The organism is Arenimonas sp. GDDSR-1, from assembly GCF_025980345.1.
GTDB lineage: Bacteria > Pseudomonadota > Gammaproteobacteria > Xanthomonadales > Xanthomonadaceae > Arenimonas.
Genome location: NZ_JAPDUI010000008.1, coordinates 1 through 26,066, shown reverse-complemented (window position 1 = coordinate 26,066; position 26,066 = coordinate 1). Strand labels below are relative to the sequence as shown.

At 60.3% G+C, this 26,066-nt stretch carries 22 protein-coding genes; 10 read left to right on the top strand and 12 right to left on the bottom strand.

The window, feature by feature from the left end; all coding sequences use genetic code 11:
• Positions 1–8 precede the first annotated feature (8 nt).
• The 7 genes from rpsA to Q0W88_RS02590 form a co-directional block, all read right to left on the bottom strand.
• On the bottom strand, positions 9–1,688 hold the full coding sequence (rpsA, locus tag Q0W88_RS02620) for a 30S ribosomal protein S1 (protein WP_297799720.1): 1,680 nt from the start codon (positions 1,686–1,688) through the stop codon (positions 9–11).
• 121 nt (positions 1,689–1,809) lie between these two features.
• Complete coding sequence (gene cmk, locus Q0W88_RS02615; RefSeq protein WP_297799718.1) at positions 1,810–2,496, bottom strand: (d)CMP kinase; 687 nt, start codon at positions 2,494–2,496, stop codon at positions 1,810–1,812.
• A 32-nt stretch (positions 2,497–2,528) separates the two neighbouring features.
• On the bottom strand, positions 2,529–3,827 hold the full coding sequence (gene aroA, locus Q0W88_RS02610) for a 3-phosphoshikimate 1-carboxyvinyltransferase (protein WP_297799716.1): 1,299 nt from the start codon (positions 3,825–3,827) through the stop codon (positions 2,529–2,531).
• Positions 3,824–4,951, bottom strand: coding sequence for a histidinol-phosphate transaminase (gene hisC, locus Q0W88_RS02605; RefSeq protein ID WP_297799713.1), 1,128 nt, complete (start codon positions 4,949–4,951; stop codon positions 3,824–3,826). The genes aroA and hisC overlap by 4 nt, the downstream gene beginning before the upstream one ends.
• 2 nt (positions 4,952–4,953) lie before the next feature.
• Positions 4,954–6,126, bottom strand: coding sequence for a prephenate dehydratase (gene pheA / locus Q0W88_RS02600; protein ID WP_297799711.1), 1,173 nt, complete (start codon positions 6,124–6,126; stop codon positions 4,954–4,956).
• Complete coding sequence (gene serC / locus Q0W88_RS02595; RefSeq protein WP_297799709.1) at positions 6,119–7,204, bottom strand: 3-phosphoserine/phosphohydroxythreonine transaminase; 1,086 nt, start codon at positions 7,202–7,204, stop codon at positions 6,119–6,121. Before serC ends, pheA begins: the two co-directional genes overlap by 8 nt.
• An 80-nt stretch (positions 7,205–7,284) precedes the next feature.
• Positions 7,285–8,085: an FHA domain-containing protein gene (locus Q0W88_RS02590; protein ID WP_297799706.1), complete on the bottom strand. Its 801-nt coding sequence runs from the start codon at positions 8,083–8,085 to the stop codon at positions 7,285–7,287.
• Positions 8,086–8,177: 92 nt separating this feature from the next.
• Between Q0W88_RS02590 and Q0W88_RS02585 the strand changes: the two genes are divergently transcribed.
• On the top strand, positions 8,178–8,453 hold the full coding sequence (locus Q0W88_RS02585) for a polyhydroxyalkanoic acid system family protein (protein WP_297799704.1): 276 nt from the start codon (positions 8,178–8,180) through the stop codon (positions 8,451–8,453).
• Here the strand turns inward: Q0W88_RS02585 and Q0W88_RS02580 are convergent.
• The gene (locus Q0W88_RS02580) at positions 8,446–9,168 is read right to left on the bottom strand and encodes a hypothetical protein (RefSeq protein WP_297799702.1); all 723 of its coding nucleotides are present in this window, start codon (positions 9,166–9,168) and stop codon (positions 8,446–8,448) included. The genes Q0W88_RS02585 and Q0W88_RS02580 overlap by 8 nt on opposite strands.
• Before the next feature lie 77 nt (positions 9,169–9,245).
• Here Q0W88_RS02580 and Q0W88_RS02575 point away from each other — a divergent pair, with 77 nt between their 5' ends.
• Both Q0W88_RS02575 and Q0W88_RS02570 read left to right on the top strand, forming a co-directional pair.
• Entirely contained in the window at positions 9,246–10,475 is a 1,230-nt protein-coding gene (locus tag Q0W88_RS02575) for a patatin-like phospholipase family protein (protein WP_297799700.1), read from the top strand.
• Between the two features lie 117 nt (positions 10,476–10,592).
• A complete protein-coding gene (locus tag Q0W88_RS02570) occupies positions 10,593–11,150 on the top strand; it encodes a phasin family protein (protein ID WP_297799698.1) in 558 nt (185 codons plus the stop codon).
• 118 nt (positions 11,151–11,268) lie between these two features.
• Here the strand turns inward: Q0W88_RS02570 and Q0W88_RS02565 are convergent, their stop codons facing one another.
• The gene (locus tag Q0W88_RS02565; RefSeq protein WP_297799696.1) at positions 11,269–13,257 is read right to left on the bottom strand and encodes an SDR family oxidoreductase; all 1,989 of its coding nucleotides are present in this window, start codon (positions 13,255–13,257) and stop codon (positions 11,269–11,271) included.
• A 113-nt stretch (positions 13,258–13,370) separates the two neighbouring features.
• On the opposite strand from Q0W88_RS02565, the gene Q0W88_RS02560 reads away from it, so the two are divergent.
• The 6 genes from Q0W88_RS02560 to Q0W88_RS02535 all read left to right on the top strand — a co-directional run bounded on the left by Q0W88_RS02560 (position 13,371) and on the right by Q0W88_RS02535 (position 17,670).
• Complete coding sequence (locus Q0W88_RS02560; protein WP_297799694.1) at positions 13,371–13,628, top strand: acyl-CoA-binding protein; 258 nt, start codon at positions 13,371–13,373, stop codon at positions 13,626–13,628.
• Between the two features lies 1 nt (position 13,629).
• Positions 13,630–14,256 (top strand): TetR/AcrR family transcriptional regulator, encoded by a 627-nt coding sequence (locus Q0W88_RS02555; protein ID WP_297799692.1) that lies wholly within the window; start codon positions 13,630–13,632, stop codon positions 14,254–14,256.
• An 84-nt stretch (positions 14,257–14,340) separates the two neighbouring features.
• Complete coding sequence (gene ykgO / locus Q0W88_RS02550) at positions 14,341–14,466, top strand: type B 50S ribosomal protein L36 (RefSeq protein WP_091238229.1); 126 nt, start codon at positions 14,341–14,343, stop codon at positions 14,464–14,466.
• Between the two features lie 82 nt (positions 14,467–14,548).
• Complete coding sequence (locus Q0W88_RS02545; protein ID WP_297799688.1) at positions 14,549–15,580, top strand: agmatine deiminase family protein; 1,032 nt, start codon at positions 14,549–14,551, stop codon at positions 15,578–15,580.
• Complete coding sequence (locus tag Q0W88_RS02540; RefSeq protein WP_297799686.1) at positions 15,577–16,464, top strand: carbon-nitrogen hydrolase; 888 nt, start codon at positions 15,577–15,579, stop codon at positions 16,462–16,464. Before Q0W88_RS02545 ends, Q0W88_RS02540 begins: the two co-directional genes overlap by 4 nt.
• A 6-nt stretch (positions 16,465–16,470) precedes the next feature.
• Complete coding sequence (locus tag Q0W88_RS02535; RefSeq protein WP_297799684.1) at positions 16,471–17,670, top strand: TraB/GumN family protein; 1,200 nt, start codon at positions 16,471–16,473, stop codon at positions 17,668–17,670.
• A 7-nt stretch (positions 17,671–17,677) separates the two neighbouring features.
• On the opposite strand, the gene Q0W88_RS02530 is transcribed toward Q0W88_RS02535, so the two are convergent.
• From Q0W88_RS02530 to Q0W88_RS02520, 3 genes are read right to left on the bottom strand one after another with little or no spacing between them, the layout of a single operon-like run.
• On the bottom strand, positions 17,678–20,827 hold the full coding sequence (locus tag Q0W88_RS02530; protein WP_297799682.1) for an efflux RND transporter permease subunit: 3,150 nt from the start codon (positions 20,825–20,827) through the stop codon (positions 17,678–17,680).
• Positions 20,824–24,273, bottom strand: a complete 3,450-nt coding sequence (locus tag Q0W88_RS02525) for an efflux RND transporter permease subunit (RefSeq protein ID WP_297799680.1) — start codon at positions 24,271–24,273, stop codon at positions 20,824–20,826. Before Q0W88_RS02525 ends, Q0W88_RS02530 begins: the two co-directional genes overlap by 4 nt.
• Positions 24,270–25,427, bottom strand: coding sequence for an efflux RND transporter periplasmic adaptor subunit (locus tag Q0W88_RS02520; RefSeq protein ID WP_297799678.1), 1,158 nt, complete (start codon positions 25,425–25,427; stop codon positions 24,270–24,272). The genes Q0W88_RS02525 and Q0W88_RS02520 overlap by 4 nt, the downstream gene beginning before the upstream one ends.
• A 151-nt stretch (positions 25,428–25,578) precedes the next feature.
• Here Q0W88_RS02520 and Q0W88_RS02515 point away from each other — a divergent pair, with 151 nt between their 5' ends.
• Entirely contained in the window at positions 25,579–25,902 is a 324-nt protein-coding gene (locus tag Q0W88_RS02515) for a cytochrome c (protein WP_297799676.1), read from the top strand.
• Positions 25,903–26,066 lie beyond the last annotated feature (164 nt).

Genomic DNA, 26,066 nt, shown 5'->3' with positions numbered 1-26,066 from the left:
GTGCTTAATTACTCGCCTTTACCCATCTGTTCACGCAGCAGCGCGCCCAGCTTGGTGGTACCGCTGGAAGCATCGGCCTTGTTCACTTCAGCCAGGCTTTCCTGCAGTTCGGCTTCATCTTTGGCACGGATGGACAGCTGCATGACGCGGCCTTTGCGGTCGTTGCCGATGTACTTGGCTTCGATCACATCGCCCACTTTCAGGTGCTGACTGGCGTCTTCGATGCGCTCTTTGGCGATGTCGTTGGCTTTCACGTAGCCTTCGAGTCCGCCTTCGAGATCGATGACGGCGCCCTTGGCGTCGACTTCGCGCACGGTGCCCTTGACGATGGCGCCTTTCTGGGTGTTCGCGGTGAACTGGCCCATCGGGTCCTGTTCAAGCTGCTTGACGCCCAGCGAAATGCGCTCGCGTTCCGGATCGACCGCCAGAACGACGGCTTCCAGGGTGTCGCCCTTCTTGAGTTCGCGCACGGCTTCTTCGCCGGTCGAGCTCCAGGAGATGTCGGACAGGTGGATCAGGCCGTCGATGCCGCCGTCCAGACCGATGAACACGCCGAAATCGGTGATCGACTTGATCTGGCCGGAAACCTTGTCGCCTTTCTTGTAGATGGCGGCGAAAGCTTCCCACGGATTGGACACGCACTGCTTGATGCCGAGCGAAATGCGGCGGCGTTCGGCGTCGACGTCCAGAACCATGACTTCGACGTCATCGCCCAGCTGGACGACCTTGCTCGGGTTGACGTTCTTGTTGGTCCAATCCATTTCGGACACGTGCACCAGACCCTCGACGCCCGGTTCGATTTCCACGAATGCACCGTAATCGGTGACGTTGGAGACCTTGCCGAAAGCGCGGGTGTTGGCCGGGTAGCGACGCGCGATGTTTTCCCACGGATCTTCGCCCAGCTGCTTGAGGCCCAGCGAAACGCGGTTACGTTCGCGGTCGTACTTCAGTACGCGGACCTGCAGTTCGTCGCCGACGTTGACCACTTCGGACGGATGACGGACGCGTTTCCAGGCCATGTCGGTGATGTGCAACAGGCCGTCGACGCCGCCGAGATCGACGAATGCGCCGTAATCGGTGAGGTTCTTGACCACGCCGGTGACGATGGTGCCTTCGGTCAGGCGTTCCAGCATCTGCTCGCGTTCGGCGCTGTTTTCGGTTTCAACCACGGCGCGGCGCGACACAACGACGTTGTTGCGTTTGCGGTCGAGCTTGATGATCTTGAATTCCAGTTCCTTGCCTTCCAGGTAACCCGGGTCGCGCACGGGGCGCACATCCACCAGGGAGCCGGGCAGGAAGGCGCGCACTTCGCGGATATCGACCGTGAAGCCGCCTTTGACTTTGCCGCTGATACGGCCGGTGACGATTTCGCCGGCGTCCATGACGGTTTCCAATTCGTCCCAGACCAGCGCTTTTTTCGCCTTGTCACGGGAAAGGATGGTTTCGCCGAAACCGTTCTCGACGGCTTCCAACGCGACCTTGACGATGTCGCCCACGGCGACTTCGATTTCGCCCTGTTCGTTGCGGAACTGATTGATGTCGATGACGCCTTCCGACTTCAGGCCGACGTTGACGACGACGACGTCGGCGCGGATTTCTTCCACGGTGCCGGTAACGATGGCGCCGGATTTCAGGTTGTTAAGGGATGTTTGGCTTTGCTCAAACAGTTCTGCAAATGATTCGGTCATGATTAACTCTCGAGTTGATGAACAGGTTGCCGGATTAGGCAACCCACCTGTTGTGTGCGGATGCACGTTGAAAATCCCTGCCGGGGCAGAGGCCTGTCCTATTGCAGAACCGGAAACCCGCTTACGAGCGGTAATGTGACGGCAGAACGGAAAGGATCCGATCGATGACCGCAGCGATGGGCAGGGATGTCGAGTCGATGATGATGGCATCATCGGCCGGCTTCAACGGCGCCACCGCACGGTTCGCATCACGTTCATCACGGGCCACGATTTCGTGCAATAGGTCGTCAAGTTTAACAGAAACTCCTTTTTCCATCAACTGCTTATGCCGTCTCTGGGCACGCTCCATGGGACTGGCGGTCAGGAAGAACTTGTACGGGGCATCAGGAAAGATGACCGTGCCCATATCGCGACCATCGGCGACCAGTCCCGGCGGCGCCCGGAAGCTCCGCTGCAGCAGGACCAAGGCCGTACGGACCTCCGGCTGGGCGGCCAAAGCCGACGCCATGGAGCCGGCTAATTCCGAACGGATATCGTCGGTCGCTTCTTTTCCATTGACAATTATTTTAGGTTCATCAGTAGCTTGAGTAACGAACTTAATGTCTGTTCGAGCTGCGCATGCCGCCAACTGCTCCGGCTCATCCAAGCCGATCCCTTCCCATGCAGCGGCAATCCCGACCGCCCGGTACAGGGCGCCGGAGTCCAGGTAGGCCCATCCCAGGGCTTGGGCCACCAGCCGGCTGACCGTGCCTTTCCCGGCTCCAGCCGGTCCGTCAATGGTCACCACAGGGACTGAAATGTGCGACATGGGCTCTCCGAAAGGCGCGGGCAATTAAGCCCTCATTCAAGAATCATACCCGCTGAACGCGCCAAATCGACGAATCCGGGGAAGGAAGTCGCCACATTGTCGCAATCGCGGATCAGGGTCTGTCCGGACGCGCATTGCGCCGCCACGGCGAAACTCATGGCAATCCGGTGGTCGTCGTGACTGTCGATGGCGGCACCATGCAAGATACCGCCGGTAATGGTGACGCTCTCCGGGGTGTCTTCAACCGCAATGCCCATGGCCCGCAAGCCCGCCACCATGCTGGCAATCCGATCGGACTCCTTGACCCGCAACTCGGCCAAGCCCCGGGCACGGGTGGTGCCTTCGGCCAGTGCGGCCGCCACGAAAAAAATCGGGCATTCGTCGATCATGTCGGGAACCAGGCTTTCCGGCAGATCGATTGCCTTCAAGTCCGAATGCCGGACGCGCAGATCGGCCACCGGTTCCCCGCCCTGCTCCCGGGCATTGATCACCTCGATGCGGCCGCCCATCAGTCGCAGCGCCTGCAAAATCCCGGTGCGGCGCGGATTGATGCCGATATTCTCCAAGGTGATGTCGGAACCCGGAATCAGAAGTGCGGCGGTGATGAAAAATGCCGCGGAAGAAATATCGCCCGGAATCCGAATATCGCCGGCTTGAAGACGGCCGCCGCCCCGGATCTGGACCCGTCCGGGACCGTAGGTGACCGGCCAGCCGAACGATTTGAGCATGGCTTCGGTGTAATCGCGGGTCGGCCGCGGTTCGGTGATGACCGATTCGCCGTCCGCATACATCGCCGCGAACAGCAAGGCGGATTTGACTTGCGCGCTGGCCACGCCGGTATCAATCACAACCGGCTTCAACTGCTGGCCGCCATGGATATGCAGCGGCGCGTAATTTCCGTCACGCGCGGTAATGCGGGCACCCATCGCTTCCAGTTTGCCGATGACCCGTGCCATCGGGCGCTGCGACAGGGAGGCATCCCCGGTCAGGACGCTGTCAAAGGCCTGGGCACACAGCAGTCCGGACAGCAACCGCATGCCGGTTCCGGCATTTCCGCAGTCAAGCACCTCAGTGCTGGCACGCAGGCCATGCAGGCCTACGCCATGGATGACCCGGGATTGCGTATCCGGTATGTCAATGCGCACCCCGAGCTGGCTGAAAATGCGTGCCGTGGCACGGGTGTCTTCGCCTTCCAGAAAGCCGTGGATACGGGTTGTTCCCTCGGCCAATGCACCGAACATGACCGCCCGGTGGGAAATCGATTTATCGCCGGGCACCTGGAAGCTGCCGGCCAGACCGGCTGAGCGCGATGCCGTCCAGTTCAGGCTCATGGCCGCACCGCCTTCAGCGCGGCCATCAGACGCTCATTTTCAGAGCGGTCCGCCACCGTAATGCGTAGGTATTCGCCCAGCCCGTATCCGCCCATGGGCCGGACCACGATTCCCTGCTGAAGCAGGACCTGCTCGATGGCCGGTGTTTCGGGCCCGAAATGCACCAACAGAAAATTGGTCTGCGATGGCGACACACGCAGTCCGAGTCCACGTAAAGCCGCTGACAGCCACTCGCGTTGTTCCTGCGTCCGGGCGACCACCTTCTGCAGGTGGGGTCCATCGGCAAGGGCCGCCTCGGACGCCGCCAAAGCCAGGGCATTCACATTGAATGATTCGCGGACCGGCTCCAACAGCGCCAATACGGACGGCTCGGCGATGAGGTACCCGACACGCAGCCCGGCCAGACCATACGCCTTGGAAAAGGTCCGTGCCACGATCAGGTTCGGATAGCGCGTGCACAGCGCCAAGGCGCTGCCCAGCGCAGGATCGGAAACGTACTCGATATAGGCTTCATCGACAAGCACCAGCACCTCGGGCGGCACACGGTCGAGGAAATCGATGAGTTGCCGGCTGCCGAACCAGGTTCCGGTCGGATTATTGGGATTGGCGAAGCAGATCAGTTTGGTGCGTGGCGTAATCGCGGCGGCCAGCGCATCGAGGTCATGACCGAGCGCCATGGCATGGTCCGCCGGATAGGCATCGGCATAGACCGGCAGCGCGCCGGCGGCTTTCGCCGCGATGGGATAGACCGCAAAACAATAGCGGCTCAGCAGCACCTCGTCGTCGGGTCCGGTAAACACCTGCGCCAACTGCATCAGCAATTCATGCGAGCCGTTGCCGAGCATGATGTGCTGCTCGCCAACGCCCTGTGATCGGGCAATGGCGCGTTTCAAGGCGTTTCCGGCCGGATCGGGGTAACGGTGCAGCTGCGCCAACTCGGCCTGGATGGCCGGAATCACCGAGGGCGACGGTCCGAACGGATTTTCGTTGGAGCCCAGCTCGAGCAGCCCGCCGGCCCCGGCGAAGCGGCGGCGAAGCGCGGGAATGTCATGACCGGGATCATAGGCGGAAAGATTCCGCATGGCCGGGTTGGCCAGAGCCTTGAAATCGGGAGTGCCGGCCATGCTTACAGCAGGGCAACCGGATAGGATCCCAGCACCACCACATCGGAGGCGAACTCGCCGAGTTCCGACATGGCCTTCGCCACGTTTTCATCTTCGACATGGCCGCTGACATCGATGAAGAACACATATTGCCAACGGCCGCTGTGTGCCGGGCGCGATTCGATGCGGTTCATGCTGACACCATGCTTGGCGAATGGACTCAGCACGCTGTACAGGGCGCCGGGCTGGTCGCGCACGAACACCAGCAGCGAGGTACGATCGTGTCCGGAGGGAGTGAAGAACTCCCGGCCGATGACCAGAAAACGCGTGGTGTTGTCCTGCCGGTCCTCGATCGGTCCAGCAAGGACCTTCAGTCCGTACACATGACCGGCGGTTTCGCCGGCGATGGCGGCGGCATCATCGGCGATGCGGGCCCGGCGTGCGGCTTCGGCATTGCTGGATACGGCGATTTTTTCGGCATGCGGCAGGTTCGCGCGCAGCCAAGCCTTGCACTGCGCCAGCGACTGCGGGTGCGAATACACGCGCTCGATGTCCTCGAGCCTGCCGGTGCGGGACAGCAGGTGCTGATGCACGCGCAGTTCGACTTCGCCGCAGATCTTGAGTTTGGAGGTCAGGAACATGTCGAGCGTGGACTGGATGGTGCCCTGACCTGAATTCTCGACCGGCACGACGCCGAAATCGGCATTGCCGCTTTCGATTTCCTGGAAGACCTCTTCGATGCTGGCCAGCGGCAGGGATCGCGCGGAATGTCCGAAGTGCTTGTGCAGGGCCTGCTGGGAAAACGTGCCCTCCGGACCGAGGAAACCGACCTTCAGAGGTTCCTGCTGGGCAAGACAGGCCGACATGATTTCACGGAACAGGCGCAGAAGGACTTCGTTGCTGAGCGGGCCCTGATTGCGGTCGAGCACGCGCCGCAGAATCTGCGATTCGCGCTCGGGCCGGTAGTATTCGACCGCCGCACGCAGCTCGCCCTTGGCGGCACGCACTTTGGACGCCCAGGTCGCGCGCTGGGTGATCAGCTCCTGGATCTGCCGGTCGATGCCGTCGATCTGGGCGCGTACTTCCTGCAGTTTCTCCGGATTGCCGGCCGGCGATGCGCCGTTCTTGCCGGCTTTATTCGCGGACTTGTCGGCCGGTTTCTTCTTCGAAGGCGGCTTTCCCGCACGCTCAGCCATGGCGCACCGCGAAATCGTTCATGAAATCGGCCAAGGCCCGGACTCCGGCCACGGGCATGGCATTGTAAATCGAGGCCCGCATGCCGCCGAGTGCGCGATGGCCTTTCAGCCCCATCAGCCCGGCAGATTCGCTCTCTTTCAGAAACGCCTTGTCCAGGGCCTCGTCTTTCAGCATGAAGGGCACGTTCATGGTCGAGCGCGCCGATACCGCGACTTCGTTCCGGTAAAAACCTCCGGAGCCGTCGATGGTCTTGTACAGCAATGCGGCTTTCTCGGCATTGCGGCGCGCGAAGGCTTCGGTGCCGCCTTCGGCGATCATCCATTTCAGCACCAGACCGACCACATACCAGGGGAATGTCGGCGGCGTATTGAACATCGAATCGTTCTTGACCTGGTTCTGCCATTCGAAAATCGGCGGCAGATCACGGCCGTGGCGGCCGAGCAGGTCACGGCGGATGACCGCGATGGTGATGCCGGCCGGTCCGAGGTTCTTCTGGGCGCCGGCATAGATCATGCCGAAGCGGCTGACATCCACCGGACGCGCCAGGAAGTTGGAGGAGAAATCGGCCACAAGCGGCACATCGCCGGAATCCGGGATATCCGCGAACTCGACGCCGTGGATGGTTTCATTGGAGGTGTAATGGAAGTAAGCCGCATTGCCGGCACGCTGCCAGGCTGAGGCTTCCGGTATGTTCCGATAGGCGTTGATCTTATCGCTGGCAACGACATGCGTAGCCAGCGAGGCCTTTGCATTTTCGAGTGCCTTTTCACCCCAATGGCCGGTCAACAGGTATTCGCCGGCCTGGTCGGCCCGGGCCAGATTCATCGGCAGAAGTGCCGACACAGTCGTGGCTCCGCCCTGCAGGAACAGCACGGCATACTCATCCGTAACGCCGAGCAGATGCCGCAGATCGGCCTCGGCCTGGGCGGCGCAATCGATGAAGGCCTTGCCGCGGTGGCTCACTTCCATGACCGAAGCGCGCTCGCCCTGCCATTCCAGCAGTTCCTCCCGGACCTGAACGAGAACGGATTCGGGCAAAGTGGCCGGACCGGCACTGAAATTGAACGCGCGCGACATAAAAAACTCCATGAAATATGGGTTCTAGCCTATCACGCAGGGCTTGGCCTGCGAAACCCATTTCACGGATTTTCCTTAAATTACGGCGAAAAACTCAGCAGAATGATGAAAACCGCGGAGATGGCAATCGCTGCCGCCAGAAGAATCCACTGCGCCGGACTGAATATACGCTTGACCGGTGCAATATCCGGAGCCGGCGACTCCGATAAATGCACGGTCTCGACGATTTCAGGGCCGGAAACGGGCTGGGCATCGTTGCAGGGTCCTTCCAGACGGAACCGATGCTGCTCGATGGCAATGCGCGCACCGGTCTGCAGCAGGGCCTCTTCACAGACCCATCCGTTGATACGCATTTCCAGCACCGGGCTGAGATTCTTGGCGAAAATGTCATTGCCCTGCCGTTGCAGCAGAATTTGACGTTCGGCCAGCGCGGAATCGTCGATGCGTACTTCGGACAGATCAGAGCGTCCGATGCACAGGCTGTTGACCATCACATGGGCCCGTCCGGTATCGGCACCGGTCAGCATGCGCAACACCACCCTGCCCGAAAAATTGATCGGCTGTTCCGCAGGGCGCCGGGCGGCGTCCGGTTTTTGCGCGGAACAGACCCGCAACGCGCAGGTTCCCAAATGCAGATCATCACCGGGTGCAAGCATCGCCGCGCGCACGATCCGCCGGCCGTTGACGTGCACGGCCGCGGCCTCATCGGAAGCCGGCTCGATCCACAGAACACCGCCGGCATCCGGAAGCAGACGGGCATGCACGGGGGCAACGCCGGGCTGCGCCAGATAAATCTCCGAGGCCGGATCGGAGCCGACACGCACGGGAGTGTCACCGACGAGGACGGCAGTTTGTCCGGGGATGTTCAGAAGCCATTGCATAGATCGACCTTTTTTGGAAATTTACCATATCCGGCCTGACAAACCGACAATTTCATTGTATTTTCTAGGCTTCGCAGGTTTACGGGAAGCCCATGGCCGCCATCGACATCAAACGCACGCACGGCCTTGAAATCGCCAAGGCCAAGAAAAAGGTCCAGAAAGTCGCCGATCACATCGTTGAAAAATTCGATGTCGAATGCGAATGGGACGGCAACATGCTCAACTTCAGCCGTTCTGGGGTCGACGGCCACATCAAGGTGAATCCGAAATCCATTCATGTCTTCGCCGATCTCGGCTTTTTCCTGTCGGCGCTCAAAGGTCCGATTGAAAGCGAAATCGAACGTTATCTGGACGAAGAGTTCAGCTGAAAGGCGGCGCAAACGGATCCGGGGAACCCGCTGCAAGGCGCTTCGCGATGCAGGTTTCCTGACGGTGGATTTCATCCAGGAACTCCTCGGCGCCGCCGAGATGGTTGAAGGCACTGAATCCGCGTTCCAGAAAGCTCTGCAGGTGTTGTAGTCCGAGCATGCGTGCCGGCAGGCGTGAAGCCGCCAGCAGCTTCGAGATGCCATGCTTTTGAACCACCGCATCCAGTCGGGAGCCGACATCCATCACCAGATCGATCTGACGTCGACGCAGCCGGCGCAGACCGACGCTGCGGTAGGCCTGCTGATAGAGCGCGGCATCGAGTGCCGCCGGTTTTTTTCCGGTCCTGTGCAGCTCACGGGCCATGCGCATGTCGACGGCATGGCTGAGCACGGAAAGTTCGATGGCATCCACCGCTGCGGTCAACAGATTTTCCGGCAGCAGACGCGACATCTTCGGCAGTATTTTGGCGGCCTCTTCATCACGTTTCATGAAATCGGCATCACCGTAAAGATCGGACAGGAAAAACGAAGCCGCCGGCTGCTTGCGCGGATCGTCCATGAAATGAGCAAAACTCGCGGCAAGCCGTTTGGCCTGCCAGTCACGGAGAACGGGCAACCACTTCGCGAGTACAACATCCTGTTTTTCCAACAGATGCGCCTGTTTCTGCCAACGCAGTCGGCGCCCCAGACGGCTTTGCAGATCATTGACCGCCATGCGGGATGGCACTCCAAGATTGGACTCGGGCTATTTTAGCCTTACAATGAAATCCACCGTCAATTCACGGCCATTTCATGCTCGTATTGCAAGCCGCCAGTCAGTCCGCAAGACACCAAGGTAAAATCGGCCTCGCCATTGCCGGCGGCGGACCCATCGGCGGCATGTATGAACTGGGCGCCCTGCGTGCACTGGAAGTGGCCATCGACGGACTGGACCTCAATCGTCTGGATGTCTATGTCGGCGTCAGTTCCGGCGCCTTCCTCGCGGCCGGGCTGGTCAACCGCCTGAGCACAGCGGAAATCTGCCAGATCTTCATTACCAATGACCATCCGGAGATTCATTTCTCGCCGCGCATGTTCCTGAAGCCGGCTTTCATGGAGTTCGGCAAACGCGTCTCTTCGCTGCCCGGACTGGCCTTCGACTGGTGGAAAAGCCTGGTCACCGACCCGACCGGATCGCAACTGAGCGAATTGACATCGCGTTTCACCGGTGCCGTGCCGACCGGTCTGTTCGATAACGCACCAATCGAGAAATTCCTGAAAGGCATCTTCACCGGGCCCGGCCGCAGCAACGATTTCCGCGAGCTGGAACGGCCGCTGTATGTCGTCGCCGTCGACCTCGACCAGGGCAAAGCCGTCCGGTTCGGCAGCAAGGACTGGAATGCCGTGCCGATTTCCCAGGCCGTGCAGGCCAGCGCCGCCCTGCCCGGCCTGTATCCGCCGGTCGACATCAACGGACACCATTTCGTGGACGGCGCACTGCGCAGGACCATGCATGCTTCGGTCGTGCTCGATCACGGCATCGATCTGATGATCGGCATCAATCCGTTCGTGCCGTTCAATGCCAAGAACCGGCCCAAGGGCACCGAACCTGCGGTCAAACTCGCCGACGGCGGATTGCCCATGGTGCTGTCGCAGACGTTCCGTACCCTGCTGCAGTCGCGCATGCAGGTCGGTCTCGAGAAATACGCACGCCAGTATCCGGAAACCGACCAGCTCGTTCTGGAACCGAACGAAGACGATGCCGAGATGTTTTTCACCAATGTATTCAGTTACTCCTCGCGTCACCGGGTCTGCGAACACGCCTTCCAGAGCACCCTGCGCGACCTGAAATCGCGTGCAAAGCAACTGGCGCCGCTGCTGGCCAAGCACGGCCTGACCCTGAACATGGCCGTACTCAACGATCCGGATATTACGCTTCTGGACGGCATCGCCCCGGTCTATCGCCGGACCGCCGCGACTGCCCAGCTCTGGCACAATCTCGATGATATCGAACACGGGCTGCGCAAGCGTAAAATACGCTGACCCGACCCGCTGAAGCCCTTGATTTCTGGTGTGTTTGCTCTAGACAGGGGGCGCATAATGCGCATCAAGTCGGTAGTCCGGCTTGATTACTTCATTCCCAATTATCGAGGTTACCCCATGGCCAAGCTCAAAAAAGCCGCCCGCACCAAAACCGCAAGCCGCAAGCCGGCCGCAAAACGCGCCGAAGCCGTTTCGCACAACCTGATTGGCACTGCCCAGCAAATCTGGGCTGCCGGCGTTGGTGCCTTGGCACGCGCCCAAGGTGAAGGTACCGACATGTTCGATGCCCTGGTCAAGAAAGGCATGAGCCTGGAAGCCCAGACCCGTAAACTGGCCAACGGCAAAGTCGATGTCGTGCGTGCCAGCGTTGAAGACCGCGTCGAAAACGTCCGCGAAAAAGCCACCGACACCTGGGACCGCATGGAAAAGGTCTTTGAAGACCGCGTCCAGCGCGCACTGACCCGCCTCGGCGTGCCGACCCGTGAGGATCTGGCCGGCCTGAACAAGCGCGTCGAGTCCCTGACTGCCGAGCTGCGCAAGCAGAATGGCAAAGCCCCGGTTGCCAAGAAAGCCGCCGTGCCGGTCAAGAAAGCCGTGAAGAAGCCCGCCGTGGCCAAGAAAGCCGGCAAAGCCGTGCTTCCGAAAGCCCCGACCCCGCGCGCTCCGAAAGCCTGATTTTCCAATACCGGCCAGCACTGTCCGCCGCCTTCCCTCCCGGCACGGACAACGCAGCCGGCGCGAAAGAGAAAAGCACCGCAAGCGGTGCTTTTTTTCGTCCGGAGACTTTAGTGCATTACCAGTGCACGCCTCGCATCAGCGATGCGAAAGCGATCTGTTCATTGGTCGGCTGCGCGGCCTCGCCGCGTCCGGCCATGCCTTTGGCGGCAGCCGAGTCCGGGAACAGCTCGAAGGCGGTGCTCATCACCACTTCATAGGCTTTCGGGAACACGGCATGCACGACGCCGGCGAATACGCCGAGACGGGTGGCGACACGGCTGGGTTTGTCGATGATGGCCTTGACGATCAGATCGGCGGCCTCTTCAGGGCTGAGCGTCGGCACCGAATCGTACATCTTGGTCGGAGCGATCATCGGCGTTTTCACCAGAGGCATGTTGATGGTGGTGAAGCTGATGCCTTTGCCGGACAATTCGCCCTGCGCACAATGACTGAACGCGTCCAGCGCGGCTTTCGAGGCCACATAAGCCGAGAACCGGGGTGAGCTGGCCAGAACGCCGATGGATGAAATATTGATGATGTGGCCCCGGCGTTTGGCGATCATTCCCGGCAGGGACTGCATGATCAGGCGCAACGAGCCGAAATAATTCAGCTGCATGGTGCGCTCGAAATCATGGAAGCGGTCAAAGCTCAGCTCGATCGAACGGCGGATGGAGCGGCCGGCATTGTTGATCAGGATATCGACGCCGCCATGTTGTTTGGAGACCTGTTCGATGAGGCTGTCGCAGGAGTCCAGATCGGCCAGATCCGCCTTGTAGGCATAGCACAGATGGCCGGCATCGCAGATTTCCTTGCGGGTCGCTTCCAGTTCTTCCTCGCCGCGTGCGGCAATGACCACCTTTCCGCCGGCTTCGGCGATTTTAATGGCGGCGGCCTTGCCGATGCCGGACGAGCCGCCGGTAATCAGCACCACTTTGCCCTCGACCTTGCCGCGCAACGAACGGTCGATGAACAGATCGGGATCGAGATTGCGTTCCCAGTAATCCCAGAGGCGCCAGGCATAGCTTTCAAGCGGCGGCACTGCGATTTTGGAACCCTTGAGGGCACGCTCGGCCTCGCGGGTATCGAAGCGGGTCGGATAGGTGATGAAGGCCAGAGTCGATTTCGGGATTTTAAGATCGCGCAGGATCATGTTGGTCAGGCGCTTCACCGGCGGCAGATTGTTGACCGCCATGCGCATGGGCGCCGGGATGAACGCGAACATGCGGGCATCCAGACGCATGGTCATTTCCGGCGCATGCGCGGCGCGGGCGAAGGTGTTCATCAGCTCGCCGAAACGCATCGGTTCCGGGTCCACCAGATGGAAGCAGTGGCCGTCCAGTCCTTTCTTGTGGGCGATGTGGTCCATGGCATCGGCCACGAAATCCACCGGCACGACATTGATCCGTCCGCCCTCGATACCCAGAGTCGGCATCCACTGCGGCAGGGTCTGACGGATTCTCTTGATCAGGGTGAACAGGTAGTAAGGGCCGTCGATTTTGTCGATTTCACCGGTTTTGGAATGCCCGACCACCATCGATGGCCGGTAAATCCGGTAAGGCACTGCCGTCTGCTTGCGCACCAGGCCTTCCGATTCGTGCTTGGTCTTGAGGTAGGGATCCTTCAGGCCTTCGGCTTCCTCGAACATATCCTCGCGGAACACGCCCGGATAGAGCCCGGCGGCGGCGATGGAGCTGGTGTGATGGAAACATCCGGCTTTGATGACCGTTGCCAGCTCGAGGGCGTTCTTGGTGCCCCCGATGTTGGCCAGTTTCTGGCTGTCGGCATCGGCGGTCAGGTCGTAGATGGCGGCCAGATGGAAGAAATGCTGGATTTTTCCCTTGAGCGCGGTAATTTGGGCTGCGCTGAGTCCGAGTTTCGGTTTGGAGAGATCACCGGTGACGGGGACGATGCGCTTCATGTCCCACCCCATCGTTTCACCGATCTGGCTGAGCTTCTTGGCCGATCCTTTGCGAACCAGCACATGCACCTGGCCTTTGCGCTTCAGCAGGTTGCTGACCAAGAAACGGCCGATGAAGCCGGTGGCGCCGGTGACGAAATAAGCCATAGAAATACCCGATCCCTTTCCCGTTGAATGTTGAATAGGTGCTTGATTTTTTACCGCAAATCGCAGTTTAATGCATAATACTGGAATCCGACTTCAGGTCAAAGGACTTCTTCATGGCAACATTGCAGGAACAGTTCGAGCTGGCGGCCCTGGAAGCCAAAAATCTCAAGCATCGTCCCGACAACGACACCCTGCTTCGCATGTACGCCCTTTACAAACAGGGTTCCGAAGGCGATGTCAGCGGCCCGGCACCGGGCATGTTCGATTTCGTCGCCTCGGCAAAACATCAGGCCTGGCAGAAGCTGGAGGGCACCAGCCGGGAATCGGCCATGAAAAAGTATGTCGACCTTGTCCACTCCCTGAAGGACTGACGTGTCCGGAAAAACCCGAAACCGCATTCTCGATGTCGCGCTGCGCCTGTTCAACGAACAGGGCGAGACCAATATCTCCACCAACCATATTGCCGAAGAGCTGGAAATCAGCCCCGGCAACCTGTACTACCACTACCGCAACAAGGATGACATCATCGAGCAGCTGTTCCAGCGTTTCGAAGAACGCATGGATCAGGCCTTGGTCGCGCCGGAAGGCCGCGAAGTCACCCTTGAAGATGTCTGGCTGCAGCTTCATCTGGTGTTCGAGTGCATCTGGAACTACCGCTTCATCTACCGGGACATCATCAATATCCTGAGTAGAAACAGGAGCTTGCGCCTTCGCTTTGCCCGGATCCTGAAACGCGGATCGGCCAATGCACACGGCATCATGCGCGGTCTGAACGAAACCGGAGCCATGCGGGCCAGTGCCGCCGAAATCGAGGGTTTGGCCACCAATATCCTGGTTTTGGCCACGTTTTGGCTGAATTACGCCAATGTCCGCGGCGAAAAGGACGAGCAGCGTGCCATCCAGCAGGGCATCGTGCAGGTAATGATGCTGGTTTCCCCCTTCCTGCGGGACTCCGAGCGCCTGCATCTGCATACCCTGTCCAAAGCCTACACGGATTAAGGGTTTATTTAACAAGTACTTGCTTTCACAGGATTTTGGCGATATAATTTCCGCTTCCCGTTTTCGTTGTTTAGGAATATAGCCATGAAAGTCCTTAATTCGCTTAAGTCGGCCAAGACCCGCCATCGTGACTGCAAGGTCGTCCGTCGTCGCGGCAAGGTCTTTGTGATTTGCAAATCGAATCCCCGTTTCAAAGCCCGTCAGCGTTAATCGCTTTCAAGGCCGTTGTTCCGATCAAGCCGGCTGAAGCCGGCTTTTTCATGTTCAAGCCGCTTGGCTTAGGGAGTCACTGATGACCGATACGCCCCGCTTCCCGGCCGAATGGGAACCGCAATCCGCCATCCTGATGGCTTGGCCGCATGCCGGTACCGACTGGGCGGCACGGCTCGAGAAAACCCGCGGCTGTTTCGCGGGCATCGCCGCGGCCATCAGCCGGCATCAGACGCTTCTGCTGCTGGTCTCCGAGGCGGAGGTCGAGGACGACGCGCGGACCGCATTGGCCCAGGCCGATGCGGATCTTGCGCGGGTCCAGTTCATCACCCTGCCCTATAACGACACCTGGCTGCGCGACAGCGGCCCGATCAGCCTGCGCCACAATGAAGGCTTCGAGCTACTGGACTTCCATTTCACCGCCTGGGGCGGCAAATTCGAAGCCGGACTGGACGACCGGATCGTCTCGGAATTGAACCGACTGGGGCTGTTCCGCAATGCACGGCACCGCCGCATCGACTTCGCCTTGGAAGGCGGCGGCATCGAAACCGACGGTGCCGGGACCCTGCTGTCGACTTGGCACTGCCTGCACGAGCGGCATCCGGAGAAATCACGGGCCGACATCGAAGCGGTGCTGAAATCGCACCTCAGGCAGCACCGTGTACTCTGGCTGGAGCACGGTTACCTCGAGGGCGACGACACCGATGCCCATATCGACACGCTCGCCCGCTTCGCCTCGGAAACTTCGATCATCTATCAAGCCTGTGACGATCCGCAGGACAGCCATTACTCCGAACTGCAGGCCATGGCCGCGGAACTGGGGCAGTTGCGCACGGCTGAAGGCAAGCCCTACACCCTGCACGCCCTGCCCTGGCCGAAACCGATTATGGATGAAGGCCGGCGACTGGCGGCCTCCTATGCCAATTTCCTGATCATCAACGGTGCGGTACTGATGCCGGTCTACGCCGATGCGGCCGATGGCCGTGCGCTCTCGGTGATGCAGCGCGCTTTCCCCACGCATGACATCATCGGCATCCCCTGCCGCGATCTAATCTGGCAGAATGGCAGCCTGCACTGCTGCACCATGCAACTACCGGAAGGGTTATTGAAATGAGCCGTTCGACACTGAAAGCCGCACTGATCCAGGACATCAACCACGGCGATGCGGCCGAGAATCTGGCCGAGATCGAGCAACGCGTGGCCGAGGCGGCTACCGCCGGTGCCGAGCTGGTTTTGCTGCAGGAGCTCCACAACGGCGCCTATTTCTGCCAGCACGAATCCGCCGGTGAATTCGACCGCGCCGAAGCCATACCCGGCCCGAGCACCGAACGGCTTTCGGCAATGGCGGCCAAAAACCGCGTGGTACTGGTCGGCTCGCTGTTCGAGCGCCGTGCCGCCGGTCTTTATCACAACACCGCCGTCGTGTTCGAAAAAGACGGCACGCTGCTCGGAAAGTACCGCAAGATGCACATTCCGGATGACCCGGGATTCTATGAAAAATTCTATTTCACGCCGGGCGACCTCGGTTTCCATCCGATCGACAGCAGCATCGGGAAAATCGGCGTACTGGTGTGCTGGGACCAATGGTATCCGGAAGCCGCCCGGCTGATGGCGCTTGCCGGCGCCGAAGTGCTGGTCTACCCGACCGCGATCGGCTGGGATCCAGACGACACGGCTGAAGAACGCGAACGGCAACGGCAAGCCTGGATGTTGAGCCATCGCGGTCACGCCGTGGCCAACGGCATTCCGGTCCTGAGCTGCAACCGGACCGGTTTTGAAGCATCCCCCCTGGGCGCCAGCGGCATCCGCTTCTGGGGCAGCTCTCATGCGCTCGGACCGCAGGGCGAGATTCTGGCCGAAGCCGGCACCGATGCCGCCGAAATACTTTACGCAACGCTCGATCTGGGCCGCAGCGAACAGGTCCGGCGCATGTGGCCCTTCCTGCGTGACCGCCGGATCGACGCGTATGCCGATCTGCTGAAGCGTTACCGCGATTGATTGCCGATGAGTCTGCCTGACTTCGCCGGCCAGCCGGTCCGCCAATGCACCGTGAACGGGGTCGTCTATACCCTGCTCGGCACCGCCCACGTTTCGCTGAAAAGTCTTGAAGCGGTCAAAGCCGCGATTGACAGCGGCGGCTTCGACACCGTTGCCGTGGAGCTCGATGTTAACCGGCATCGGCAGTTGACCCAACCGGATGCCCTCTACAAGCTCGACATTTTCCAGATCATTAAGGAAGACAAGATCGGACTGGTCGCCGCCAACCTGTCTTTGGCCGCCTACCAACGCCGATTGGCCGAACAGCTGGGCATCGAACCCGGCGCTGAGCTCAAGGCCGCCGCGCAGGAAGCCGAAGCCCGCGGCCTGCGCATGGCGCTGATCGATCGCGACGCCGGCATCACCTTAAAGCGCAGCTGGTCGAAGCTGGGCTTTTTCAAGCGCGGTCAGTTGGTGGCCGGCCTGGGCGCCAGCCTAATCAGCTCGGATGACATCGGCGAGACCGAAATCGAGCAGCTCAAGGAAGGCGACATGCTGGAGTCGAGCTTCGGCGATTTCGCCAAGCAGACTCCGGAACTGTATGAAAGCATCATCGCCGAACGCGACCGTTACATGGCCGCCAAGCTGTTGCAGCTGCATGCGCACGATGATGTCAAAAACGTCCTTGCGGTGGTCGGCGCCGGCCATCTGGCCGGCCTGGAACGCGCACTTCAGGATTCCGCAAATCTGGATGGCGCCGTACTCGCTTCACTGGAAAGCATTCCGGCAAAATCGGAGATGCCCTGGTTCAGCCTGTTCATTGCCGTCTTTCTCATCGGCGGATTCGCCTGGGGCATCCACGAAGGCGGGATGAAATTGGCCGGAATGCTGTTGCTGCAATGGGCGCTCATCACCGGTACCGGCGGACTGATCGGGTGCATCGCCGCCAAGGGGCACTGGCTGAGCTGTCTGGCCGCGTTCATCGCCTCGCCGTTGACGCCGCTGCACCCGGCCCTGAGCTCGGGCATGGTTTCGGCCTATGTCGAGGCCAAACTGCGCAAACCGACGTATGAAGATCTGCTGAAGCTCAAGGACGATACCATCGAAATCTCGGGCTGGTGGAAAAACCGCTTCGCACGCATCCTGGTGAACTTCATCCTGACCAATACCGGCACCGCCCTGGCGGTCTGGGTTGCCGGCGCGGCCTTTTTCATCAAACTCGGCTGACCGGCCCTCAGGCCGGTTTCACGAAGCGCCGCAACGGCGCCTTGTCTTTGGCCCGGGCGATGACGCCTCCGGTCTTGATGCGCAGGTCATCCAATGCCGCATAGATGGTCGGCAAAAAGATCAGGCTGACGATGGTCGAGAACGCCAGGCCGCCCACCACCGCACGCGCCATCGGATAGTAGGCCGGACCATCACCGCCGATCTGGGTGGTACCGAAACACAGCGGCAACATGCCGAGAATGGTGGTACCCATGGTCATCAGAATCGGACGCAGACGCTCCTTGCAACCCATGATCAATGCCTCGGTTCGGGCATGGCCGCTGCGCCGCAGGGCGTTGATGTGTTCGAACAGCACGATGCCGTTGTTCACCACCACGCCCATCAGAACCAGAATGCCGATCGAGGCCATGATCGAGAATGTCGTGCCGGTCAGGGCAAACAGCCAGAACACGCCGAGCGCCGAGAACAGGATGCTGGTCAGGATCGCCAGCGGCATCAGCATCGACTCGAACAGCGCCGCCATAACAATCAGAATCATTAGCAGGGCAATCAGGGTGTTCGTCGCCATCTGCCCTCCGGCATCGCCGCCGTTGAACCCGCCCTGGCTTTCGCTCCAGGAATACCCCGGAGGCAGATTGTTCAGCACTTTCTTGAATGCCGCCATGGCTTCTTCGGTGGTCACGTTGTCGGCTTTATTGGCCTTGATGGACAGCGAAGTCAAGCGGTCCTGACGGTAGATCTCGCTGTCGCCTTTACGGATCTCGACATTGATGACGGACATCAGCGGAACCGTGGTGCCGTCCGGGCGTCGCAGGTTCAGGCCTGACAGCTCTTCGACCCTGAACTGTTCCGCTCCGGCGAAACGCACCCACATCGGAATTTCTTGGTCATCCTTGCGGAACTCGCGCAGCGTGGTACCGCGCAATGCGATGCTGATGTATTGGGCCACATCCTGCGCGCTGAAGCCCAGGGCTCCGGCGCGGTCGCGGTCGACGCTGACGCGGATTTCGCTGTTTTCGTCACCGCTGTTGAGACGCACATCGCGCAGTTCCGGCTGTTTTGCCAGCACCGGAATCACTTCGGCTCCGATTTTCTTGAGCATTTCGGTGGAATCGCCGTTCAGGAAGATTTCTACGCTGTTGTCCTGACCGCCGCCGCCTCCGCCGCCGGGGCCGCCGCCGCCCTGAAAGCCGACTTCCGCCCGCGCGAACTTGGGAATCTCGGCCCGGATCATTTCCTGCACCTGTTCCGAGGACATCGCACAGAGGTACTCCGGGTTGACCAGTCGGATGCTGCGTGAAACGAAACTTCCGCAGGAACGCAGATCATCGCGCAGGGTCAGGTTCATCCCGCCCCAGCCCTGCTCGCTGAAGAACACATACACCTGCTTGACCTGATAGCGCTCCCGGTTCTCATTCATGAACTGCTCGACCTTGGCCACCTCATCGGACATCTGCTCCAGGGAATAAGCGCCGTTCCACTTGAAATACATGGACAGTTCACGGCCCACTTCGTTCGAGTTCATGTCGAACTTGGTGAATTTGAAAGGCACCATGCTGACTAAGATGATCATCAGGATGCCGAGCAGGGAAAGCCTGCGGTTCGCCAGCGTCCAGGCCAGGAATGCTTCATAGCGCCGGGTCAATGCCGGTACGAATCCGTGCGACTGGGTGATGGCCGGCGGTGTTTTCAGTCGCGCCGAAATCATCGGAATCAGGCTGACCGCGACCAGCCAGGAAGCCAGCAGCGAGATGGTGATGGTCAGGGCGACCTGCGAGAGATAGATGGAGATGAAGTTCTTGTCGCCGAACAGGTTCGGCAGGAATACGATGATGGAAGTCAGGGTGCCGCAGGAAATCGCCAGTTGCACCGATTTGGTGCCCTCGATGGCGCACATCATCGGATTATCCGGATATTTTTCGCGGTACTGATAGATGCTCTCGACCACCACGACCGCGTTGTCGACCAGCATGCCGATGCCTAGTAGCAAACCCATCATCGACAGGACATTCAGTGTCATGCCGGTGAAGTACATCACACCCAGTGTGATCACGATGCAGATCGGAATAGCCAGACTGACCATCAGCGTGGAAGGCCAGTGGCGCAGGAAATAGAACAGCACGATGATCGACAGCAGCGAGCCGATCATGCCGGCCTCGATGAGTTCGGCAATGGAACTCTTTACGCTTTCCGCGGAATCGCTGACGATGATGAACTTGATGCCGGCAAGCTCCGGATCTTGCTTGATTTTTTCGATCTCGGCATGGATGGCATCGGCGACATTGACTAGATTGGCGTTCTGTTCGCGCAGGATGTCGACACCGACCGCCGGCCGGCCATCGAGGCGGCGGCCGAAGTCCTGGCGCTGCAACTTGAAGCGCACATCGGCGATGTCATCGAGCCTCAGGCCCTTGTCATTCAAGGGCAGACTGCGAAGCTCCTCGACCGTCTTGATTTCGCCGACCGGCTGTACCCGGATACGGCGGTCGCGGTCGTTGATGTCGCCGGCTGAAACCGAGAAATTGACGGATTGCAGTTTGGCCGACAGCTCGTTGAGGCCGACATTGTGGCTGGCAAGGCGGACCGGATCGATGGCGATTTCGACTTCCGGCGGCGGTGCGCCGGTGATGTCGACGCGGGCGACACCGGGAATGCGTTCGATGCGCTTCTGGATTGCATGCTGGATCAGGGTATAGCTGTTTTTGAGGTCGCGGTCGGAGGCGAAGCGCACCCGCATCAGCGGCTCGTCGTTCGGCGAGAATTTCTGGACGAAATAGCGCTGAACATCTTCCGGCAGTTCGGAGCGGATGGCATCGATGCGATCACGCGCTTCGCTGGCGGTGATTGCGATGTCGCGATCCCAGTCCGAAAACATCAGGAAAATGCCGGCATTGTCCGAGCGCGACGTCGAATTCATCATCGAAATGCCGGGAAGCGTCGACAACGCCTCCTCGACCGGCCGGGTGATCTGGCGTTCGACTTCCTGCGGGGTGGAACCGGGATAAGGCACGCTGACGAAAACGAAAGGCACGTTGATGTCGGGGAACTGCTCCAACGGCAGCCTGACAGCGGCCAGCAGGCCGATGACCACCAGCGAAACGAAACACATGACCGCCGTGACCGGCCGTCGCAGACTCAGCTCGGCAAGACTTTTCACCCGATGCTCCCGCCTTCGAGGACATCATGATGCAACGCACCACGCGCCTTGTAATAGCTGTCCGGCTTGCGGTCCAGAAGATCGTAGACGATCGGAATGACGACCAGCGTCAGCAGGGTCGAAACCGTCAGGCCGCCGATCACGGTCAACGCCATCGGCGCCCGCACCTCGGCACCCTCGCCGCCGAAAAAGGCCAGCGGCGCGAATCCGAACAACGTGGTCAGCGTGGTCATGATGATCGGGCGAAGCCGGGATTCCGCACCGCGGCATATGGCTTCGCGCTTGGCGACGCCCTCTTCGCGCAGTTGGTTGACCTTGTCGATCAGCACGATGGCGTTCTTGACCACGATGCCGACCAGAAGGATCAGGCCGATGAATACCACGACCGAAATCGGCGAGCCGCTCAGCCACAGCGCCAGGACGGCGCCGACCATCGCCAATGGAATCGAGAACAGGATGACGAAGGGATGCAGCAGCGATTCGAACTGCGAGGCCATGACCAGATAGACCAGGAATATGGCCAGCCCGAAGGCAAAGAACAGCGAGTTGCGGGAGCGATCGAGCTCCTCGCTCTGGCCGCCGAAGGCGATGCGGACATCGGCCGAAAGCGGATCGGCAGCCACCATGTCGCGTACTTCCGACACCGCGGTGCCGAGGTCGACATCGCGCAGGTTGGCGGAAATGATGGCGACGCGGGTCTGGTCGACGCGGTTGATTTCGCTGGGACCGATGGTTTCCACGACCTGCGCGACCGAGGCCAGCGTCACCGGTTGCGGCGCAGCCGGATTGATGATGATGTTGCGGATATCATCGACCGATGACCGCGCCTGTTCTTCGGCACGGACCAGCACATCGATTTTCCGGTCACGGAAACTGTAACGGGTGGCTACCTCGCCGCGGACCTGCTTGACCACCTGATCGGCGATCTGCCGCGAGGTCAGTCCGAGCGCAGCGGCCCGGTCCTGATCGAAAATGATCTGGATTTCCGGGTAACCCTGTTCGACGCTGGATTTGACGTCCGCGAAATGCTCGGCCTTCTGAAGCATGGCGGAAAGTTTCCGTGCGGATTTCTCCAGGGAATTCAGATCGGCGCCGCGGATTTCGATTTCCAGCGGCGTGGAGAAGCTGAACAGTTCAGGCCGGCCGAACTTGACCTGCACATCCGGATAGGCGCGCATTGTTTCACGCAGACGTTCGGTGATGGCGGCTTCACTGTCGCGGCTGTAGCCTTTGCCCAGAACGACGCTGAGCTTGGCGATGTTTTCACCGGACTCGGTCGGATTCGCATCCAGCCGCGTGCCCGAACCGCTGACGCCGTAAAGCGCCTGGATATCGGTATCGGCCTTGTGTCTGGACTGGATGGCGCTGACCAGTTGGTCGGTTTCTTCGAGGCGCGTGCCGGGAGCGAGCTTGGCCGTCATTTCGAAGCGGTCCTGGGCCAATTGCGGAATCAGGTCCGAACCGAGAGTCGTGGCCAGCAGCAGCGATGCGATGAAGGCGACTGCAGCGCTGATCAGGATTTTACGCGGGCGCTCCAGGGCTTTGGGAAGGATTCCACGGTAATAGTCGGCGGCGTAATCGTAGGGCCGGATGATTTTTTCACCCAACCAGACCATGCCCTTGCCGCCGGTGCCCTTGCCGAAACGGCTGAAGGTGGCGATGACCCAGGTAATGCCGAAGACGGCAAGCGGATATCCGAGGCTGAACAGCAGGGCGATGACATAGATCAGCGCCGTCAGTATTTTGAGCGGAACGAGAAGGACCCATGCGGCATAGGCCAGGGGCCGTTTCCAGTCACGCTGCAGCGGATAGCGGAACAGTTCCTTCAGACTGGCCAGAAACTGATGCCATTTCTCCCGGGCGGCCGTCGGTTGCTGGTTGTCTTCGGCGAAGGCCATCGGCGAATGTGCCTTCAGCGAGGAGAGCATCGGAATCAGGGTCAGCGAGACGATCAGCGAAATCATCAGCGCAATCGAAACGGTCAATGCCTGATCCTTGAACAGCTGGCCGGCGACGCCTTCCACGAAAACCAGCGGGAAGAACACGGCCACCGTGGTCAGTGTCGACGCGACCACCGCCATGCTGACTTCGCCGGCGCCTTTGATGGCGGCATCCAGAATGCCGAGTCCGCGCTCGCGGGCCTTGGCGATGGATTCCAGCACGACGATGGAGTCATCGACCACCATGCCGGTTGCCAGTGCCAGTCCCGCCAACGACATCACATTCAAGCTGAGGCCGAACTGGTCCATGAAGAAGAACGTGGCCACGATCGATATCGGCAGGGACAGGCCGATGACGAAAGTGCTCCAGCCGTCGCGCAGGAAGAAGAAGATGATCAGGATCGAGAAGACGCCGCCGAGCAGCGCTTCCTTCTTGACTTCGGAAAGTGCGCTCTCGATGAACAGGGAGGCGTCTTCGATGGTGGTCAGTTCCAGCCCGTCGATTTCATAGACGCCCTCGGCGACGGCTTTTGCCGGCTTTCCGGAATCGGACGCGCCGCCATCGCCCTGCATGCGCTGGAGTGCCTGCTTGACCGATTTGGCCACGGCCACGGTATTGGCATCGCCTTCCTTGTAGAGCGCCAATTCGATGGCTTCGCGGCCGCCGACGCGGATGATGGCCTGCCGTTCCTTGTAACCCTGAGTGACCGTCGCAACATCCTTGAGCTTGACCGGGACACCGAAGGCGGTATTGGCCACCAGCATGTCGGCCATGGTATCCAGATCGGCGAACTGGTTGACGGTGCGCACCAGATAGCGTTCGCTGCCTTCTTCGATGCGACCGGCGGAGATGTTGATGTTTTCCTGGCGCAGGCGGTTGATGACGGTTTCGACCGACAGGTTCAGCTGCGACAGGCGCTCGTTGTCGATGGCGACCTGGATTTCATCTTCAAGACCGCCGGCGACCTTGACCGCGGCAACGCCGTCGACCGGTTCAAGACGCTTTTTCAGATCTTCTTCGGCAAAACGGCGCAGCTGGATCAGCTGGGCCTGGCGGCTGCCGGACACTTTCTCCGGCAGGACCAGACCGAGACGCATGATCGGCTCGGTACTCGGATTGAAGCGCAGCACGACCGGCGATTTGGCTTCCAGAGGAAGACGCAGCAGTTCGAGCTTGTCGCGGACCTCGAGGCCCGCCTGGTCCATATCGGTGCCCCAGGCGAACTCGAGAACCACATCGCTCTGGCCGGTACGCGAAATCGATTTGATTTTACGCAGGTTCTTGACCACACCGAGGGATTCCTCCAGCGGCTCGCTGATCAGGGTTTCGATTTCAGCGGGCGCGGCACCGGTGTATTCGGTGCGCACGGTCAGCGTCGGGTAACTCAGATCCGGCAGCAGGTTGACCTTCAGATTGCCCAGGGCGATGAGCCCGAACAGCACGAAGGTGAAGGTGACCATCGCGACGGTAACCCGCCGCCGTGTCGAAAACTCGACCAGACTCATTTTCCGGCATCCGCAGATTTGCCGTCTTTCTTGGGCTGGGCCACGGTCTTGCCGTCAACCGCAATCACGCTGACCAGCGCACCGTCACGTACCGCGACCTTGCCGGCGGTAATGATCTTGTCGCCGCCCTTGAGGCCGGACACGACTTCGGCGATTTCCCCGTTGCTGTATCCGATCTTGACGGGAGCACGCACCGCCTTTCCTGAGCGGACCACATAGACGGCCGGATCGGTTTCGTCTTCAAGCATGGCGGTACGGGGAATGGTCAGCACGTTTTCACGGCGGTCGTAGATGATTTCAAAGCGGCCGAACATGCCCGGACGCAGAATCTGCTTGCCGTCGAAGGCGCAGGTCACGCGGAAGGTACCGCTTCCGGCTTCCATCACCGGACTGACGCGGTCGACGCGGCCTTCAAAGGCCTGGCCGGGCACGGCATCCACGGTCATCCGCACCGGCATGCCGGACTTGATCAGTGCCAGCTCACGTTCGGGAACATTCATTACGGCTTCAAGATACTGGGTATTGACGATGCGGAACACCGGAGCATTCAGCGTCACCAGGTTGCCTTGCTTGACCATGCGCTGTGCGATGACGCCGGATATCGGTGCCGTGACATTGGTGTAGGACAGTTCGAGCTTGGCCAGATTCAGACTGGCTTTGGCGGACTCCAGATCAAACCGGATCTGATCGTGGGCTTCGGCGGAGATCAGATTCTGTCTGCGCAATTCCTGGGCGCGGGCAAAGTTGTTGCTCAGCTTGTTGACGGTTGCCTGGGAACGCTGGACTTCAAGCTGCGCGCGGGCCGGATCGATGCGGGCAAGCACCTGGCCCTGACGGACGCTGTCGCCCTCCTCGGCCAGCTGCGACACCATGACGCCCGAGCTTTTGGCAACCACCTGGGCCTCGTTCGGCGCTTCCAGATTGGCAGTGCCGGCATAGCTGGCGTTGATGCTCTGGCTGGCGGCAGTCACCACCTCGACCGGAACCGCTTCCGGCTCCTTGGGCTTTCCGTCTTTGCCATCCTTGCCCTGTTCGGCGCCGGCTTCGGACTTTGCCGTGCCGGCTGCATCGGGCTTGCCGCCGCAGGCCGTCAGAGCCAAGGCAATGGCCAACATCAAGGCCGTGGTTTTTGCATGTTTGGAAGAAAGAGGCATGGGCTTACCGGTTACCGTACTGGGGGGAATTAAGCGAAATGGTATCGGGAAACCGCCCCCTGCGTACCTGCCTAAAGTCATACATACTTGCCTGATTCCGGTGAATTTTAGGTATAATTACCGGACTTGAACCCCACTTCGGCATTTTGCTATGACCAAAACGTCCCTCCTCATCGGTTTAGCGCTGGCTCTGGCCGGCGGCACCTGCCTGGCCAAAGGCGATGCCCAGAAAGGCAAAGCGCTGGCGTATACCTGCACCGGCTGCCACGGCATTCCGGAGTACAAAAATGCCTATCCGAGCTACCACGTGCCGAAAATCGCCGGTCAGAACGAGGCTTATATCGTCAATGCCCTGACCGCGTACAGCAAAGGTGAGCGCAGTCACCCGACCATGGCCGCGCAGGCCAAGAGCTTCAGCGCCCAGGACATCGCCGACATTGCCGCCTACATCTCCGCGCTGAAACCGGCCAAATAAAGGACCCCATCGATGAAGATCAAACCCCTCCTCGCTGTCGCCTTGTTCTGTCTGGCCGGCCAAACCGCTGCCATGGGCGTCAAAGGCGATGCCGCCGCCGGAAAGCAGAAAGCCGCTGCATGTGCCGCCTGCCATGGTGCCGACGGCAACAAAACCCTCGACAA

Coding starts and splice junctions, on each gene's coding strand:
- rpsA (WP_297799720.1), bottom strand. CDS start 1,688: ATGACCGAATCATTTGCAGAACTGTTTGAGCAAAGCCAAACATCCCTT.
- cmk (WP_297799718.1), bottom strand. CDS start 2,496: ATGTCGCACATTTCAGTCCCTGTGGTGACCATTGACGGACCGGCTGGA.
- aroA (WP_297799716.1), bottom strand. CDS start 3,827: ATGAGCCTGAACTGGACGGCATCGCGCTCAGCCGGTCTGGCCGGCAGC.
- hisC (WP_297799713.1), bottom strand. CDS start 4,951: ATGGCCGGCACTCCCGATTTCAAGGCTCTGGCCAACCCGGCCATGCGG.
- pheA (WP_297799711.1), bottom strand. CDS start 6,126: ATGGCTGAGCGTGCGGGAAAGCCGCCTTCGAAGAAGAAACCGGCCGAC.
- serC (WP_297799709.1), bottom strand. CDS start 7,204: ATGTCGCGCGCGTTCAATTTCAGTGCCGGTCCGGCCACTTTGCCCGAA.
- Q0W88_RS02590 (WP_297799706.1), bottom strand. CDS start 8,085: ATGCAATGGCTTCTGAACATCCCCGGACAAACTGCCGTCCTCGTCGGT.
- Q0W88_RS02585 (WP_297799704.1), top strand. CDS start 8,178: ATGGCCGCCATCGACATCAAACGCACGCACGGCCTTGAAATCGCCAAG.
- Q0W88_RS02580 (WP_297799702.1), bottom strand. CDS start 9,168: ATGGCGGTCAATGATCTGCAAAGCCGTCTGGGGCGCCGACTGCGTTGG.
- Q0W88_RS02575 (WP_297799700.1), top strand. CDS start 9,246: ATGCTCGTATTGCAAGCCGCCAGTCAGTCCGCAAGACACCAAGGTAAA.
- Q0W88_RS02570 (WP_297799698.1), top strand. CDS start 10,593: ATGGCCAAGCTCAAAAAAGCCGCCCGCACCAAAACCGCAAGCCGCAAG.
- Q0W88_RS02565 (WP_297799696.1), bottom strand. CDS start 13,257: ATGGCTTATTTCGTCACCGGCGCCACCGGCTTCATCGGCCGTTTCTTG.
- Q0W88_RS02560 (WP_297799694.1), top strand. CDS start 13,371: ATGGCAACATTGCAGGAACAGTTCGAGCTGGCGGCCCTGGAAGCCAAA.
- ykgO (WP_091238229.1), top strand. CDS start 14,341: ATGAAAGTCCTTAATTCGCTTAAGTCGGCCAAGACCCGCCATCGTGAC.
- Q0W88_RS02545 (WP_297799688.1), top strand. CDS start 14,549: ATGACCGATACGCCCCGCTTCCCGGCCGAATGGGAACCGCAATCCGCC.
- Q0W88_RS02540 (WP_297799686.1), top strand. CDS start 15,577: ATGAGCCGTTCGACACTGAAAGCCGCACTGATCCAGGACATCAACCAC.
- Q0W88_RS02535 (WP_297799684.1), top strand. CDS start 16,471: ATGAGTCTGCCTGACTTCGCCGGCCAGCCGGTCCGCCAATGCACCGTG.
- Q0W88_RS02525 (WP_297799680.1), bottom strand. CDS start 24,273: ATGAGTCTGGTCGAGTTTTCGACACGGCGGCGGGTTACCGTCGCGATG.
- Q0W88_RS02520 (WP_297799678.1), bottom strand. CDS start 25,427: ATGCCTCTTTCTTCCAAACATGCAAAAACCACGGCCTTGATGTTGGCC.
- Q0W88_RS02515 (WP_297799676.1), top strand. CDS start 25,579: ATGACCAAAACGTCCCTCCTCATCGGTTTAGCGCTGGCTCTGGCCGGC.